The following is a 15,663-nucleotide window of genomic DNA, read 5'->3' as shown; positions in this document are numbered from 1 at the left end:
GGGGTCCTAACTGAAGCGGAGCAGGGTGGTGAGGTGTCCGGGCATCCCGGAGCCGACAAGCGTGGTGGCGGGTTCCTTGCGCCCGAACCCGGCGGAGTACCAGCCCAGCGGCGGCTCGGTGTCACCCCGGTGCACGGTCCACGCAAGTTCGGACGGCAGTTCCATGACGGCGGTGCGGGCAGCGCTGGTCAGCGAACCGGAAACCCGCCCGGCAACGGGATCGGCGGCGGCACCGGACTCGCTCGTTCCATCGGCCGTCCAGCGGAGGCGGGCCGTGGTTCCGTCGAGCATGACCGTCACCGACGGGCCGAAGTGGAACGCCAACCGCGCCTCTCCCGGCGGTCCCTCGCCCAGCACTTCGTCGACGATCTTCAGCTCGTCGCCGTCCAGCTCCACCGTGCGGCGGTGGACCGCCGGGGCGTAGCCGTCGTGGGCTGCCGACCAGCGGGCCGGGCCGATGTCCGGGGTGTGCACCTCCAGCACCTTCGTCACCGCGTGGCGGGTCCACAGGAACGGACCGCCCGACACCGACTGGTCGCGGCCGGCCAGCTCGAGCGTGTTGTGGCCCAGCGTCGACCGGAAGTACTGCCGCCACTGCGGTTCGCCGTGGTAGCAGAACGTGCCCGGGTCGGCCAGGATGTCCACTCCGTCGTGGCGGACCTCCAGCGACAGCGCGTCCGCGTGGGCGTGCGCCGCGATCGACAGGAACCCGTGGGGACCTCCGTCGCAGCGGACCCACACCCGGCCCGCGCGCAGGATCGTCATCCCCGCGTCCCGCAGGTGCGCCGGACGGCGGCCGGGGCGGACGCCCTGCACCCGCGGGGTGCGCGACACCAAAGACGCCAGCAGCGGCGTCCGCACGTCGTCGCCCGGGAGCGGCGGCCACCAGTCCAGGCGGCCGAACAGCGCCTCGCCCGAGGCCAGCAGCGACGCCCAGCGGTCCGTCGCCGTGCCGTCGACGACCAGGCCGAAGCCGTCGTCGGCGTCGCCCTGGCGCGGCGGGCGCAGCTTGTTGTCCACAATGGACGCCAGGGCGTCGGTCATCCGGAGCAGGACGTCCCACGTCGAATCCGGCACCGGCGTGCCCGCGGCATCGGCCTCGGCCGCCGCCGCCAGGCCCAGCTCCAGCACCAGGCCGTGGTACTCGGACGCCAGCTCCGCGTTGAGCCCGGACGCGAACGTGTTGCGCCCCAGCTGGACGTCCAGCGACCGCATCGCCTCGACCCGCCAGCCCGCCGACTCCGGGAACCAGCCGAACGCGCACGCCGCGGCCAGCAGCCCGGCGTCCTCGGCGATCACGTGGTTGTTCGCCGACGAGCCGTGGCTGCGCAGCGTCGCGAGCCAGTTCTGGTGGTGCCACAGCTGGAGCTGGAAGTCCGGGTTCTGTTCGAACAGCTCCGCCGCGCCCGCCCAGCCGTCGAGCAGCCGGCGCGTCCAAACCCACGACAGGAGCCGGATGCCCAGCTCGATGCCGCTCACCCAGTGCGGCCCCCGCAACGGCGGATTGGCGGTCCACCACGACCGCAGGTGCTCGGCCACGCGCGAGGCGTACGCCGGAGAGCCGGTCAGGGCGTACGCCGCGGCCAGCACGGTGAGGTGCTGGTGGCGCGACGGCTCCCAGATCTGCTTGATGTCGCCGACCGTGTCTTCCGACCGGTACGGGACGTCGAACGCGTACACGTCCGAGGGCGCGCGGCGCCCGGTCTTCGGGTCGAGGAACCAGTCGGGCGAGGCGAAGTCCGTGCGTTCGACGCCGAAGAACTCCGCGCGGCCCGCCATCAGCTCGTCGGCCGTGGCCAGCAGCCGGGCGACCGCCTCGCCGGACACCTTGCCCAGCACGCCGGCCGGCAGCGTCGCGGTGAAGCGGGGGCGCGAAGGCCAGTCGGGCGGCGTCGGCAGCGCGGACCGCCATTGCCGCTGGACAACGGCATGCCGCGCGCGCCCGACGACCTCCGCCGGCCCCATCCGGGACAGCCGGCGCAGGTACCAGCCGGGACCCATCATGGCCGGGCACCTGCCTTCGCCAGCGCCGACCGGATCGGCGCGACGTCCGGCACGGCCGAGCACAGCAGATCCCGCCGGACACGCCCCACGCTCGGCATGCCCGGCCGGACCGAGACGACGCTCGTCATGCCGGTGCACCCGCCTTCCGCGGCAGCTCGATCCGCACCGGTGCCGCGTTCGCCGCGCTCGTCTGGGCGGCCAGGGTTGCCAGCGTTGTCGCGGCCAGGGACTCCACCGAAATCGGCATCGGGCCGCCCGTCCGGACCGCGTCGAGGAACGCGTTGACCTCGGCCGCCTGGCCCTTGTCGCGGCCCTTGGGGATCCGGGAACTCGCCCACTTCTTGCGCGAATACACCGATGCGCGGACGAAGTCGTCGAACTTCAGGACCTTTCCGTCCGCCACGACGTCCAAGGTCTCCTTCGGGAAACCCGACGAGCCCGCCTCGGCGTAGGTGATCACCGCCGTCGAACCGTCCGGGTAGCCGAGGGTCACCTGCAGATCCCCCGTGGCGTACACCGAAACCGGGTCCGCGTCGAGCAGCCAGCTCACCGTGTCGATGAAGTGCCCGCCCTCGCCCGCGAAACGGGAGCCCTCCGAGTCCGTCTGGTTGTACCAGCTGCCGTGGTCGAGGCGGCCCGCGTTGACCAGGTACCGCACGCTCGCCGGGCCGACGCGCGGGCCGAACTGCTCGCGGGCCTCGTGCAGCAGCGGGGCGAAGCGGCGGTTGAAGCCGACCTGGAGCCGGTCGTTGCCGGACTCCTCGATCGCGTCGAGGACCTCCTGCAACTCCAGCTCGGACAGCGCCAGCGGCTTCTCGACGAACACCGTCTTGCCCGCCAGCAGTGCCCGGCGGGTCAGCTCCGCGTGCGAGCTGTGCCGCGTCACGACGAACACCGCGTCGATCGAGGAGTCGCCGAGGACGTCGTCGATGTCCGTCGACGCCGCGGCGAAGCCGAACTTGCGCCGGGCGTTGGCGCCGGACAGCGCCGACGTCGTCGCGACGTGCTTGAGCTGCACGTCCGCGCGCTCGACCAGGTGCGGCAGCAGCATCGACGACGCGTAGTTGCCCGCCCCGATGAAGCCCAGGCGCACCGGCTGCCCGGCCGGCAACGCGGCAGCCGGAGACGACACCACCCCGACCCGCGCCGACGTCACCACCGGCTCCGTCCGGGCGACCGCGTCCGGGTAGCGGAACAGCACCGCCACGGCCTTCAACGCGCCCTCGTTCAAGGACTTGTACGTCTCGACGGCGGCAGAGAAGTCCGACACGTGCGTGATCAGCGGCTCGACGTCCAGCCGGTCGCGCGCGATCAGGTCGAGCACGCACTCGAGGTTGCGGCGCTCGGTCCAGCGGACCTGGCCGATCGGGTAGTCCCGCCCCTCCAGCTCGTACGACGGGTCGTAGCGGCCCGGCCCGTACGACCGGGAGAACCGGACGTCCAGTTCCTTCTCGTAGTAGGCGTTCCACGGCAGGTCGAGCTTGCACTTGCCGATGTCGATCACGCGGCCGCGGTCGCGCGACAGCTTCGCGGCCAGCTCCACCGGGTCGTTCGTGTTGCCGCCCGCGGCCAGGTAGGTCTGGTCGACGCCCGCGCCGTGGGTCAGCTCGTCCACGGCCGTGTCGACGATGCCGGACGCCGGGTGTGCGCAGGTCAGCGCGCCGAGGCTCTCGGCGAGCTTGCAGCGCTCCGGGTCCGGGTCGACGCCGACCACACGCACGCCGGACGACGCCAGCAGCTGCACGACCAGCTGGCCGATCAGGCCGAGCCCGATCACGAGCGCGACGTCGCCGATCTGCGGCTCGCCGCGGCGGACGCCCTGCATCGCGATCGACCCGACCGTGCCGAACGCCGCGTGCCGCGGGTCGACGCCGGCGGGCACCGGCGAGTAGAGGTTCTTGGGCACCCAGTTGAGCTCCGCGTGCAGCGCGTGCTCGTTGCCCGCGCAGGCCACGAGGTCGCCGACCGAAACGTCCGTGATGCCGTCGCCGACCTGCTCGACGACGCCGCACAGCGAGTAGCCGAGCGGCGTGTAGGAGTCCAGTTTGGACGTCACCTTGCGGTAGGTCGCCGACAGGCCGTTGGTCGCCACGCTCTGCATGACCTTCGCGACCTGGTCCGGCCGCGCCTTCGCCTTGCCCACCAGCGACATGCTGGCCTCGGACACCTTCATCATCTCGGTGCCGGTCGAGATCAGCGAGTACACCGTCCGCACCAGTACGCCGCCCGGCTTGCAGGCCGGCTCGGGCACGTCGAGGAGCGCCAGCTCCCCGCTCTTGTAGTTCTGGACTACCTGCTTCACTTCGCTCCCGCTCCAGACATCGCGTTCCGGTACCAATACTCAAGAGTCAAGACGTGCCAAAGGTGTTTGCCGCGGTCTTCCTGACCGGCGGCGTCCTCGGCGACCATGCGCTGCAACGCCTCGCGCTGCAGGAAACCGGACGAAACGAGCACGCCGTCGTTGACGACTTCGCGCACCAGCGGCGCCAGGTCGCGGCTCATCCAGGCTCGCAGCGGCGCGCTGAACAGGCCCTTCGGCCGGTGCACGATCTCGCTGGGCAGGATGTTGAGCGCCGCGTTCTTCAGCGCCATCTTCCCGGCGCGGCCGACGATCTTCTTGTTCCCCGGGATCCTGAACGCCGCCCGCACGACCTCGACGTCGACGAACGGCGTCCGCACCTCGGTGGACGCCGCCATCGTCGAGCGGTCGGTGTAGGTCAGGTTCAGCCCCGGCAGGAACAGCCGCGAGTCGGCCAGGCACATGCGGTTGACGAAGTCGTCGAGCGCCTGGTCGTGGTAGGTGTCCGCGTGCTCGGTGAGGACGTCGTCGACCAGCGGCGCGAAGTCCGGGTTCAGCAGCGAAACCAGCTCCGCGCGGTCGTACATCGTGTAGCTGCGCCGGAACGCCGTCTCCTCGGGCAGGCCCGCGAACGACAGGAACCGCTTGGCGAACCGCACCGACCGGTAGCCGCGCTTGGCCGACGCCACCGGCATTCGATCCACAATGGACTCTACTGGCCGCCGGACCGCGCCCGGCACCTTGTGGTAGCGCAGGGCGATCAGGTTCGCGAGGTGCTTGCGGTAGCCGGCGAACAGCTCGTCGGCGCCCATCCCGGACAGCATCACCTTGACGCCGGCCTCGCGCGCGGCCGAGCAGATGAGGAACGAGTTGATCGCCGCCGGGTCGCCGATCGGCTCGTCGAGGTGGTAGGTCATCTTCGGCAGCAGGTCGAGCACCTGCGGCGCGATCTCGATCTCGTGCAGGTCGACGCCGAACTTCCCGGCGACGATCCGGGCATAGCGGAGGTCGTCCGGCATCGCCTCGAACTTCGCGTCCTCGGCCCGGAACCCGATGGTGTAGGCCGAAATCCCGGGCTGCGACCGCGCGGCAAGCGCCGTCAGGTAGCTGGAGTCCAGCCCGCCCGACAGGAAGGTCGCCACCGGGACGTCGGACAGCAGGTGCTTGGCCGTCGACTCGGCGATCACGGCGTGCAGGTCGACCTCGCCGTCGAAGGCCGCGCCCTCCTCGGCGACCTCCCGCAACGACCAGAACCGGCCCCGGTCGACCTGGCCGTCCGGGCGGCAGCGCAGCCACGTGCCCGGCTGCAGCTTCTCGGCGCCCTGGTAGGCGCACCGGCTGTCCGGCACCCAGTAGTAGAGCAGCGACGCGATCAGCGCCGCGTTGTCGACCTGCAGCGACCCGCCCAGTTCACCCGCGAGCGCCTTCAGCTCGGACGCGAAGGCGACGCCGCCGGCGCGCTGGACGAAGAACAGCGGTTTGATGCCCAGCTGGTCGCGGACCAGGAACAGCTCGCCGGTGCCCTCCTCGAACAGCGCGAAGGCGAACATGCCGCGCAGCTTGGGCAGGCAGCCGGTGCCCCAGCGCCGCCACGCCTGCAGCAGCACCTCGGTGTCGGACGTGCCGCGGAAGCGCACCCCCGCCGCGGAAAGCTCGGCCCGCAGCTCGGGCGCGTTGTACAGCTCGCCGTTGTAGCTCAGCGCGAGCCCGTCGAGGACCATCGGCTGGGCGCCGGTCTCGGACAGGTCGATGATCGAAAGCCGCCGGTGGCCGAGGTGCACGGCGCCGGGGCCGGCCCGGTGCTCGTAGCGGCCGGAGCCGTCCGGGCCGCGGTGGGCCAGCGTCTTCGTCAGCCGGTCGGTGAGCGGCCCGCCGTCCGGCCAGAGGTAGGTGCCTGCGATGCCGCACATCTGGAGTGCGCTCCCCTTCGGTCGCGGCGCGGGTCAGGAGACTCACGCACTTTTTTCGGGGGTCTGGGTGGCGGAGCCCCCGGCCCGGGGCAAAGCCCCGGTTGTCACAGCGCTCTTTTCGGGCTCGAGGTCGGCGTCGAGTTCGCCCTTGTGGCTCGGCTCGCCGTGGTCGCGCTTGAACGGCGTCGGCCGCTTCGTGGGCTTGACCGGGGCGAATTTCTTCGTCGGGGCGTTCAGGTGGTCCGGGACGCTCACGCCGCCCGGTGGCGGCAGCGGCGACGCCGGTGGCCGGGGGGTGGCGAGCGCCGGCGGGAGCACCGGCCGGACCGGGGTGAACCGGCGCGTCGGATGCTCGGTGGCCGCGACGCGCTCGGCGACGCGGGCGACCAGCTCGTCCAGGCGGTCTTCGCGCTCGGCCGAGGCCGGCTGCGCCGCCGGGCGGCCGCGGCCGCGCAGGGCCGTGTGCAGGCCGTCCCACAGCGTGCCGTCGGACTTGTCGCGCGGGTCCGGGTCGACCAGCACGACGCCGAGGATCGGGATCTCCTGGTCGGCCAGCTGCCGGGCGACGGTGTGCAGCCACAGCGTGTTCGCGTGCCCGGCCTTCACGACCAGCACGGTCTCCTTGCCGAGGTGCTCCAGGTCGGTCCACGCCGTGCCCGGCGACACCGTGCCGACGCCGACGCGGCGCTCCTCCGGCTTCGCGGGCGGGTCGCCGGCGCCGACCACGGAGACGTCGCTCTTCGTCTCCCGCGCCAGCTTGCGGACGTCCTCCCCCGGCAGGTCGTCGAGGACGCTCGCGGTGCCCAGCTCCGCCGCGATGTCCAGGCCGAGCGCGGCGGCGACCTTCGGGGCACCGAGCTCCAGCAGCGACACCTCGCGCGGGTCCTGCTTGATCAGCCGGACCAGCGTGGTGGCGACGCGCTTGCGTTCGGAGACCGCGCGCGACCGCCGCCACAGCCGGGCGGGCCCGCGCGGCTTCGACGGCAGCTGCGCGATCACGGACGCGCCGAGGTGCGTCGAGATCTCGCGGCGCAGCACCGGCTTGTCGCGCGAGACCGCGCCGACGGCGACGAGCGCGAGCCCGAGGGCCAGGCCGAGCGCGAACCCGATGCCGGCGTTGGTCGCCGTGGTCCTGAGGAACGCCTTGGGCAGCACGCGGGCCGCGTCGACGACCTGGGTGCCCGCGGCGACCTGCGGGCTGCCGATGCCGGCTTGCTGGGCGCGCGTGGTGAAGTCCGAGATCTGCGCGGTGAGCGCGGCGCGGCGGCTGTAGAGGTTCTCGAGGGTGGGCTGGCTGGCCTGGCGGCCCTTGCCCTCCTCCTCGACGATCTGCTGCTCGACCTGGCCCAGCTCGTCCTGGGCGTTCTTGCGCTGGTCGAGGATGGCCTGCGACTGGGCGGCCGCGGCGGCCTGGCTGCGCCGGACGTGGTCGGCGATGAACGTGTCGGCCAGCGCCTGCGCCCGCGCCGCGGCCTCCCCGTCGGTTTTGGCCTTGACGGTGATCTGCAGGATGTTGTTCGTCAGCCCGAGGCCCGCGTAGTTCTTCATGAACTCTTCGGGCGAGTCGGTGCTGCCCAGCTTCTTCAGCGCGGCTTCGGCGATCTGGGTCGTCTGCAGCACGGCGACGTCGGTGCGCATCAACGTGCCGCTGTCGGTCGGCGAGTCGTCCTGGTGGACCACGATGACCTTGGCGACCGCGGTCGGCGGCGCCGGCAGCAGGATCGCGAGCGCCGTGCCGGCGACGAGCCCGAGCAGCGCCGTGGCCAGCCAGACGCGCTTGCGGCGGCGGATGGCGATGAACAGCCGCTGCAGATCGATCAGCGGAGCGGCCGGAGCCTGCGAAGAGGAAGTCGTCACGCCGAACCTGCCATGGCTTTCTCGGGGGCTTCCGCCGCGGGTCCGGGCTGCTCCGGCTCGCTCGGCCGGACGGGGTGGGTGAGGACGGCGCCGACGATCTCCTGGCCGCCGTCCGCGCAGGCCTCGGCGAGCCGGACGAGCTGCCACGCGGTGCGCGTGCCGGCGCCCAGCACGACCAGGACCCCGGAGCTCGCCGTGGCGTCCGGCACCGTCGGCCGGTCGGGCGAGAACTCGAAGATCCGCAGCGGCACGGACAGCCGGTCGGCCAGCTCGGCGAGCTGCGCGGCGGCCAGGCGGCCGGTGCGGTCGTCGTCGGCCACCAGCAGCAGGACGTCGGCGGGACCGGCGGCCACCCGGGCCAGCACGCGGCGGTAGCGGATGTCGCGGTTGACCTCGTCGGCCGACGTCGCGATCGGCGGCAGCACCCACGGCCGGTCGCCGCCGAGCAGGTGCCGGACCTTGCCGAGGAGGCCGGTGGCCGGCGCGCGGTCGCCCTGCGGCGTGGTGACGTCGACGCCGGCGAGGATCGGCGCGCCGAGCGCGGAAGCGATCTCCGGCTCGCCGCGCAGCCGCCGGTCGGTGCGGGCGGTGAACAGGTGGCCGAACACGCCGGCGAGGAAGAACAGCACCGCGCCCCCGGCGACGAACTGCGTCAGCGTCGGCGCCGCCGGCGACGTCGGGCGCTGGGCCGGCCCGAGCACCACGGTGTTGCCGACGCCGGTCGCGAGGTCGGCCTCGTTCAGGTCGTTGATCGCCTGCTCCAGCGACGTCTTCAGGCCTTCGAGCTGGGTGCGGACCTGCACGCTTTCCACGGTCAGCTCGCCGCCGACGTTCTTGGCGAGGTCGCTGATCTTCTCCGTGGTCAGCTTGACCTGCTGGCGCAGCGACTCGCGCTGCTCCTGGGCCAGCTGCACCGAAGCGTCGGCGGAGTTGCTCGCCAGCTGCCCGGCGAACTTGACGTACTGCTGGGCGACCTGGTCGGCGAGCTGCTGGGCGTGCTCGGCGGTGTCGGCGGAGACGGTGATCGTCACGACGTTGCTCTGCGCCACCGACGTGGTGACCTGGTCCTTCAGGTCGGCGCCGCTGGGGTGCCACGGCAGCACGGCCGCGGCGCGGTCGAGGACGACCGACGCCTTCGCGATGTCGGCCTGCGTCAGCAGCTCGTCGGCCTGGCGCGGGCCCTGGAGCAGCACGCTCGACGTCGTCTTGTAGCCGGGCGAGAACAGGAGCGACGCTCCCGCGCCGACCAGCGCACCCAGGACGGCGAAGGCGGCCAGCAGCCGCCATCGCCGTCGCAGGACCTGCCCGACCAGGGCCAGGCGCACCGTGTCGTCAGTCAACGGCGGGATCTCCATTCCTGAGCCGGGTACGCCGAACGGGTTCAGTTGATCGGCCGGTTACCCCAACCGTCGTCGGACCGGAAGCATTGGTTACACGTCCGGTGGGTTCTTGATCTAACGGCGATCAGGACTTCACAGCGTGCTCATACGCGGCGAGCAGGTTCTTCGCCGAGTTCTCCCACGAGAGCGGACCCGCCACCCTGGCCTGGCCGAGCTTGCCCATCCGGATCCGCTCTTCGGGGTCGTCGAGCAGCCGGGACACCAGCGCCGCGAACTCCGTCTCGTCGTTCGCCGGGGCGTAGACCGCGGCGTCGCCGGCGGAAACCCGCGCCTCCCGCAGCTCGAACGAGACGATCGGCTTGCTCATCGCCATGTACTCCATGACCTTGTTCATCGTGGAGACGTCGTTGAGCGGGTTGAGCGGGTCCGGCGACAGGCAGACGTCCGCGGTGGACAGGTAGCGGACGAGGTCCTCGTCGGAGATCCGGCCGGTGAACTCGACCTGGTTGGCCAGCCCGAGCTTCGCCGAGAGCGCGACCATGTCGTCGAACGCGTCGCCGGAGCCGACGAACACCGCGTGCCAGTCGGTGCGGCCGACCTCGTCACGCAGCTTCGCGAGCGCGCGCAGCGCGTAGTCGACGCCGTCCTGCGGGCCCATCACGCCGAGGTAGGCCAGCATGAAGGGCTTGCCCTTCTTCAGCTCGGGCTCGGCGGGCACCTCGTGGAACCGCTCGACGACCGGGGCGCTGCGCACCACGAAGACGTCCTCGGGCCGCTTGCCGCCGCGGATCCGGGCGACCTGCTTGTAGCTCTCGTTCGTCGAAATCACGACGTCGGCGGCGCGGTAGGTGGCGCGTTCGAGCGCGCACACCCCGCGGTAGAGGAGGTCCTGCCCGCGGTCGAACCGCGAGAGGTACAGCTCGGGGCACAGGTCGTGCTGATCGAAGATGAACTTCGCGCCCTGGCGCTTCAGCACCTTCGCGACCAGGTACAGCAGGTCCGGTGGGTTGCAGGCGTGCACGACGTCGACCGGTCCGACCTTGCGGGCCAGCCGCAGTGTGTGCCACAACGCGGTGCCGTACTCCTGCAGGTAGCCCGCGGGGCCGCCGGTCGCCGCCTTCAGCGGGTAGCGGTGGATGTGGACGCCGTCGACGACGGCTTCGGCCTCGGTGTCGCGTTTCGTGCCCTGCGGACAGATCACGTGGACTTCCCACCCGGCGTCGCGCAGGGTCGTGGACTCCTGCCACACCCGCCGGTCGAAGGGGACGGAGAGGTTTTCGACGAGGATGAGCGCTTTACCAGGCAAGGCCGGCATATCCCTCTTCAAGGCGACGCTCGGCGGCGTCGGGCAGGCGGACGAGGTCGACGATCTCCCGGTCGTGCGGCAGCGCCGCCAGCACGTCCGGGTCCTTGGTGCCCACGAGCAGGACGTCGGCGTGGTTCACGACCTCGCCGACGGACCCGGCCAGCAGCTGCCCGAGGTGCGGCAGCCGGCTCTCGATGTACTCGCGGTTGGCGCCCATCAGCCGCGAGAGGCTGACGTTGGCGTCGTAGATCTTCAGGTCGTACCCCTTGCCGAGCAGCTTCTCGGCCAGCTCGACCAGCGGGGACTCGCGCAGGTCGTCGGTGCCCGGCTTGAACGACAGGCCGAACAGCCCGACCTTGCGCTTGCCGGTACGCGCGACCAGGTCGAACGCGCGCTGCAGGTGTTCGTCGTTCGACGCGAGCACGTGCGACAGGATCGGCACGCTGACGTCGGCCCGGTGCGCGGCGTAGACGAGCCCGCGCAGGTCCTTCGGCAGGCACGAGCCGCCGAAGGCGAACCCGGGCTTGAGGTAGGCGGGGCTGATGTTGAGCTTGGTGTCGGCGAGGAAGACGTCGATCACCTGGTGCGAGTCGAGCCCGAGGGCCCGGCAGATCGCGCCGAGCTCGTTGGCGAAGCCGATCTTCAGGCCGTGGAAGGAGTTGTCGGCGTACTTCGTCATCTCCGCGACCGGGATCGGCACCCGGAAAACCGGGCCGGGCAGGCCCTCGTAGAGCGCCGCGACGGCGTCGCCGCTGGCCGCGTCGATCTCGCCGATCACCGTCTTCGGCGGGTCGAAGAAGTCGCGGACGCTGGTGCCCTCGCGCAGGAACTCGGGGTTCACCGCGACGCCGAAATCGACGCCGGCCGTGCGGCCCGACGCCTTCTCCAGGATCGGGACCAGCAGGTCGAGGCAGGTGCCGGGAAGCATGGTGCTGCGGAAGACGACGGTGTGCCGCTCGCTCTTCTTCGCGAGCGCCTCGCCGATTTCCTCCGCCACGCGCTCGAGGTAAACGGTCGAGAGGCTGCCGTTCGGCGCCGACGGCGTCCCGACGCAGACCAGCGAAATCTCGCTGTCGGCGACGGCTTCCGCGACGTCGGTCGTGGCTCTCAGCGCGCCGCTCGCGACGACCTCGGCGGTCAGCTCGCCGATCCGCTCCTCGACCACCGGGGCGTTGCCCTGCGTGATGAGGTCGATCTTCACCGGGTTGACGTCCACGCCGACCACCCGGTGTCCCTGCCCCGCCAGGCACGCGGCGGAGACACAACCGACGTAACCGAGCCCGAAGACACTGATCTTCACGCCAAACCTCCGCTATTCCGCGCGACCCTCAAGTTGGTCGGCGGGCGCCCCTGGATCGTTACCGCGGCTGCGGCGGACGGGGGAAGCGTGAGACTGCGGTGAGACGCAAGGGATTCAGGTAAGAATCGGGTTTCGATCCCGGGGCGGACCGTGGCCGGGAACCGCGATTCGCCGCCGGTGCGTGAAGAGGTGTCAGTTGTGCTCCTGACGCCTCTTTAGTTAGGAAACTTTCCTTTTAGCGGCGGGGCACCCGCCCGCACCTCGGGGTTGAGCGGGTTAAGACCTCCGGGTGCGGCGCCACAGGCGGTTCGCCCAGCGCACGGCCCGCCGCCGGGAGCCGGCGAGGACTTCGTCGAGCCAGTCGCCGTCGAGGTCGTGCGGGAGCTCGGTGCGCGCCTGCAGCCAGCCGTCCCGGCGGGCGGCCCCGCCGTCGCTGGAGTAGACGCGGGTCGCGCCGGCCTGGCGCAGCCGTGCGAGCACCCGCCGGTCGTAGGCGCCGAACGGCAGCGAGTACCGCCGCACCGGCCGGCCGCACAGGTCGCCGAGCAGCTTCGGGGCGTCCTTCAGCTCGCGGGTGGCGTGCCGGTCGTCGAGGCGCCGCCAGTCTCGCGGCTCCCAGCCGTGCGAGCCGATCTCCATCCCGGCGTCCGCGAGTTCGCGCAGGCCCCCGCGGTCGAGGTAGCCGCGCTGCCCGAGCCGGCCGGCCAGCGGGAAGAACTCCGCCGTCAGCCCGCGGTCGGCGAGCCGGGGCAGCACGATGTCGACGTCGGACTCGTTGCCGTCGTCGAAGGTGAGGTGGACGTCTTCGCGGTCCGCGGCGACGTCGAGGACGCGCTCGAACTGCTCGACGGTCAGCCAGCGCTCGTCCTCGCCCGGGTCGAGCGGGCGCGCCGGTCGGCCCACCCCGTGCACGGCGAGGATCACCGTCATCCCTCCCACCGCCTGCCACTGCGAGTAGTCGATTTGTTACTTCGATTAATCGCCGTGGCAAACGGGTGAGTTACACGTTTTCGGGTGCCGATCAGCCCTTGCGGATCTCCAGCGTGCAGCACTTCGGGCCGCCGCCGGCTTTCCGCAGCTCGGAGATGTCGACGTAGACCGGTTCGTACCCCCGTGCGAGCAGAATTTCACCCAGACGGGTGGCCTCCACCGGGAGGACGACGTTGCGGCCGTCGGACACGCCGTTGAGGCCGAAGCACTCCGCGTCTTCCTTCGTGGCGAGCACGGCGTCCGGGAACACCCGCTCGAGCACGCGGCGCGAGCCGGCCGAGAAGGCGTCCGGGTAGTAGACGATCTGCGCGCGCGTCGTGTCCGTCGCCTCGGCGAGCACGAACAGGGCGGTGTCGAGGTGGTAGTAGCGCGGGTCGACCAGCTGCAGCGAGACGACAGGGACGCCGAGGACCTCCTGGGCTTCGGCGTGCGCGGCCGGGTCGGTCCGGAAGCCGGTGCCGGCGAGCAGCAGGGAGCCGGTCCAGGCGAAGTCGCCCTCGGCCTCGTTGATCTTCTCCGGCATGGTGATGTCGCGGTAGCCGTGCTCGACGAACCAGCGCCGGAAGTGCTCGGCCTCCGCGGCGCGCTGCGGGGCGCGGAACCGCGAGCCGAGCACGCGGCCGTCGACGACGGTGCCGGAGTTGGCGGCGAAGACCATGTCGGGCAGGCCGGGCTGCGGGTCGATCTCCTCGACGGTGTGGCCGAGCCGGCGGTAGGTGTCGCGCAGTTCGGTCCACTGCGCGACGGCGACGTCGGCGCTGACCGGCTGGGTCGGGTCCATCCAGGGGTTGATCACGTAGTCCACCGCGAAGAAGCGCGGCGGGCACATGAGGTATCGACGAGTGGTCGGTACGCGCATCGCCTGCATGAGTGCAGGGTAAGGCGTGCCTAATATCGCAATCAATCGCTGTTCGCTGCGCATATCTGTGCTAAGTGTTGCGTGTGAACACCATCGACCAGCGAATCGTTTCGTGTCTCGTGGCAAACGCGCGATCAAGCTACGCGGAGATCGGCAAGGTGGTCGGCCTGTCGGCCCCGGCGGTCAAGAGGAGGGTCGACCGCCTGCTGGAGACGGGCATCCTGCGGGGCTTCACGGCGGTGGTCGACCCGGAGGCGCTGGGCTGGGGAACGGAGGCGTTCGTCGAGGTCACGTGCCAGGGCAACATCACGCCGGCCCGCATCCGCGCGCGGCTGGAGCCCCTCCCGGAGGTGGTGGCGGCGTACACGGTGTCCGGCGCGGCGGACGCGATCGTCCACCTGCGGGCGGCGGACATCCACCACCTGGAGACGGCGCTGGAGCGGCTGCGGGGGCTGGAAATCGTGGACCGGACCGTGTCGACCGTGGTGCTGTCGCGGCTGCTCGAGCGGCCGCCCACACCGGAGCAGTGAGGCCTCCGGCCCCCGGTTTCCAGCTTACCGGCGGGGTCCGACAGTTTCGGCCGCTCAGCCGCCCAGGGCGCGCAGGACCGCCGGCGCCTCGTCCGGGTGCAGCCGCAGCTCCGTCCGGCCGCCCGCCGACTGGAACGTCACCGCCTGCCGGTCCACCGCCTGCATCGTCAGCTCGCCCGGGTCGAACGGCACCGGCTCCGCGCCCGGGGTCCGCCACGTCGCCGGCCCCTCGCCCACCGCGATCCAGCCACGCCGTTCGCGGCCGTCGGTCACCTCTTCGGAGCGCAGCACACACGGGAACTCCACCCGCTCGCCACGCGCGAAGGCCGCCGCGCGGGACCGACGGCGCCGTCCGCCGAACAGCTCCGACATGTCGATCATCGTCAGCAGGTTGCCGACCAGCACCACCAGCAGTTCCACCACACACCACCAATACCCTGAGCCGATGACCGACAGCATCGTCAGCGAGCACTCCGGCGGCGTCGCCCTCGTCACCGTCGACGCTCCCGGCAGCCGGAACGCGCTGACCCTCGACCTCTCCGCGCAGCTCGCCGCCGCCGTCGAGGCCGCCGAACGGGACGCCTCCGTGCACGCCGTCGTCGTCACCGGGACGCCGCCCGCCTTCTGCGCCGGGGCCGATCTCGCCGCCCTGGCCGAAGCCGGCGAAGCCGGCCTGCGCGCCATCTACGAAGGCTTCCTGGCCGTCGCGCGGTGCACGCTGCCGACGATCGCGGCCGTCGGCGGGGCGGCCGTCGGGGCCGGGCTGAACCTCGCCCTCGCCGCCGATGTCCGGCTGGCCGGGCCGCGCGCGAAGTTCGTCGCCCGGTTCCTCGAGCTCGGGCTGCATCCCGGCGGTGGGATGACCTGGATGACGCAGCGGCTCGTGGGCCCGCAGCAGGCCGCCGCGATGACGTTGTTCGGGCAGCCCTTGGACGCCGAAGCGGCGGTGCGGGCGGGGCTGGCGCTGCGCGTGGTCGACGGCGGCCACGACGAACTGCTGACGGCCGCGCGTGACCTCGCTCACGCCGCCGTCGCGGCTCCGCGCGAAGTCCTGATCGCCACCAAGCGCAGCCTGCGCGCCACCGCGGTCCTGGCGCGGCACGGCGACGCCGTCGACGTCGAGATCGAGCCGCAGCTGGCTTCGCTGGCGTCACCGGAGTTCGCCGAACGGCTTTCCCTGATGCGGGCCCGGATCCACGCTCAGCCGTGACTCGAGCAGGGGCCCCTATCCTTGCGGGAGACGCGCGTCACAACGTCCCACAGTGGTT

General features: G+C 71.8%; 13 protein-coding genes. 2 read left to right on the top strand and 11 right to left on the bottom strand.

The genetic code is table 11. From position 1 onward, the window contains the following. Positions 1-6 precede the first annotated feature (6 nt). From I4Q55_RS24990 to ddaH, 10 genes are all read right to left on the bottom strand, one after another. The gene (locus tag I4Q55_RS24990; protein WP_206790978.1) at positions 7-2,004 is read right to left on the bottom strand and encodes an alginate lyase family protein; all 1,998 of its coding nucleotides are present in this window, start codon (positions 2,002-2,004) and stop codon (positions 7-9) included. Then, positions 2,001-2,132: a hypothetical protein gene (locus tag I4Q55_RS50225; RefSeq protein ID WP_277991959.1), complete on the bottom strand. Its 132-nt coding sequence runs from the start codon at positions 2,130-2,132 to the stop codon at positions 2,001-2,003. Before I4Q55_RS50225 ends, I4Q55_RS24990 begins: the two co-directional genes overlap by 4 nt. After that, on the bottom strand, positions 2,129-4,306 hold the full coding sequence (locus I4Q55_RS24985; RefSeq protein WP_206790976.1) for a bi-domain-containing oxidoreductase: 2,178 nt from the start codon (positions 4,304-4,306) through the stop codon (positions 2,129-2,131). Before I4Q55_RS24985 ends, I4Q55_RS50225 begins: the two co-directional genes overlap by 4 nt. Beyond that, positions 4,303-6,213, bottom strand: coding sequence for an asparagine synthase (glutamine-hydrolyzing) (asnB, locus tag I4Q55_RS24980; RefSeq protein ID WP_206790974.1), 1,911 nt, complete (start codon positions 6,211-6,213; stop codon positions 4,303-4,305). Before asnB ends, I4Q55_RS24985 begins: the two co-directional genes overlap by 4 nt. Positions 6,214-6,255: 42 nt before the next feature. Next, positions 6,256-8,070: a Wzz/FepE/Etk N-terminal domain-containing protein gene (locus tag I4Q55_RS24975; protein WP_206790972.1), complete on the bottom strand. Its 1,815-nt coding sequence runs from the start codon at positions 8,068-8,070 to the stop codon at positions 6,256-6,258. Further along, positions 8,067-9,425: an exopolysaccharide biosynthesis protein gene (locus I4Q55_RS24970; RefSeq protein WP_206790970.1), complete on the bottom strand. Its 1,359-nt coding sequence runs from the start codon at positions 9,423-9,425 to the stop codon at positions 8,067-8,069. Before I4Q55_RS24970 ends, I4Q55_RS24975 begins: the two co-directional genes overlap by 4 nt. 109 nt (positions 9,426-9,534) lie before the next feature. Further along, positions 9,535-10,725 carry a glycosyltransferase family 4 protein gene (locus tag I4Q55_RS24965; protein WP_206790968.1) on the bottom strand — a complete coding sequence of 397 codons (1,191 nt, stop codon included), beginning with the start codon at positions 10,723-10,725 and terminating at the stop codon, positions 9,535-9,537. After that, positions 10,706-12,016 carry a nucleotide sugar dehydrogenase gene (locus tag I4Q55_RS24960; RefSeq protein ID WP_206790966.1) on the bottom strand — a complete coding sequence of 437 codons (1,311 nt, stop codon included), beginning with the start codon at positions 12,014-12,016 and terminating at the stop codon, positions 10,706-10,708. The genes I4Q55_RS24965 and I4Q55_RS24960 overlap by 20 nt, the downstream gene beginning before the upstream one ends. Before the next feature lie 276 nt (positions 12,017-12,292). Further along, on the bottom strand, positions 12,293-12,946 hold the full coding sequence (locus I4Q55_RS24955) for a polysaccharide deacetylase family protein (protein WP_242546670.1): 654 nt from the start codon (positions 12,944-12,946) through the stop codon (positions 12,293-12,295). 91 nt (positions 12,947-13,037) lie between these two features. Next, positions 13,038-13,874, bottom strand: coding sequence for a dimethylargininase (ddaH, locus tag I4Q55_RS24950; RefSeq protein WP_349256870.1), 837 nt, complete (start codon positions 13,872-13,874; stop codon positions 13,038-13,040). Between the two features lie 74 nt (positions 13,875-13,948). Here ddaH and I4Q55_RS24945 point away from each other — a divergent pair, with 74 nt between their 5' ends. After that, positions 13,949-14,395, top strand: a complete 447-nt coding sequence (locus I4Q55_RS24945) for an Lrp/AsnC family transcriptional regulator (RefSeq protein WP_033261465.1) — start codon at positions 13,949-13,951, stop codon at positions 14,393-14,395. A 54-nt stretch (positions 14,396-14,449) separates the two neighbouring features. Here the strand turns inward: I4Q55_RS24945 and I4Q55_RS24940 are convergent, their stop codons facing one another. After that, a complete protein-coding gene (locus I4Q55_RS24940) occupies positions 14,450-14,815 on the bottom strand; it encodes a hypothetical protein (RefSeq protein WP_206790956.1) in 366 nt (121 codons plus the stop codon). 25 nt (positions 14,816-14,840) lie between these two features. Here I4Q55_RS24940 and I4Q55_RS24935 point away from each other — a divergent pair, with 25 nt between their 5' ends. Continuing rightward, on the top strand, positions 14,841-15,605 hold the full coding sequence (locus I4Q55_RS24935) for an enoyl-CoA hydratase (protein ID WP_206790955.1): 765 nt from the start codon (positions 14,841-14,843) through the stop codon (positions 15,603-15,605). The last annotated feature ends 58 nt before the right edge of the window (positions 15,606-15,663 follow it).

Source organism: Amycolatopsis sp. MtRt-6 (assembly GCF_017308975.1).
Classification (GTDB): domain Bacteria; phylum Actinomycetota; class Actinomycetes; order Mycobacteriales; family Pseudonocardiaceae; genus Amycolatopsis.
This window is presented reverse-complemented; position numbering and strand designations above follow the sequence as displayed.

Bases quoted from the DNA above. Each gene is read 5' to 3' on its own strand.
- I4Q55_RS24990 (WP_206790978.1), bottom strand. From the start codon at position 2,004: ATGATGGGTCCCGGCTGGTACCTGCGCCGGCTGTCCCGGATGGGGCCG.
- I4Q55_RS24935 (WP_206790955.1), top strand. From the start codon at position 14,841: ATGACCGACAGCATCGTCAGCGAGCACTCCGGCGGCGTCGCCCTCGTC.
- I4Q55_RS24970 (WP_206790970.1), bottom strand. From the start codon at position 9,425: ATGGAGATCCCGCCGTTGACTGACGACACGGTGCGCCTGGCCCTGGTC.
- I4Q55_RS24965 (WP_206790968.1), bottom strand. From the start codon at position 10,725: ATGCCGGCCTTGCCTGGTAAAGCGCTCATCCTCGTCGAAAACCTCTCC.
- ddaH (WP_349256870.1), bottom strand. From the start codon at position 13,874: ATGCAGGCGATGCGCGTACCGACCACTCGTCGATACCTCATGTGCCCG.
- I4Q55_RS50225 (WP_277991959.1), bottom strand. From the start codon at position 2,132: ATGACGAGCGTCGTCTCGGTCCGGCCGGGCATGCCGAGCGTGGGGCGT.
- asnB (WP_206790974.1), bottom strand. From the start codon at position 6,213: ATGTGCGGCATCGCAGGCACCTACCTCTGGCCGGACGGCGGGCCGCTC.
- I4Q55_RS24955 (WP_242546670.1), bottom strand. From the start codon at position 12,946: ATGACGGTGATCCTCGCCGTGCACGGGGTGGGCCGACCGGCGCGCCCG.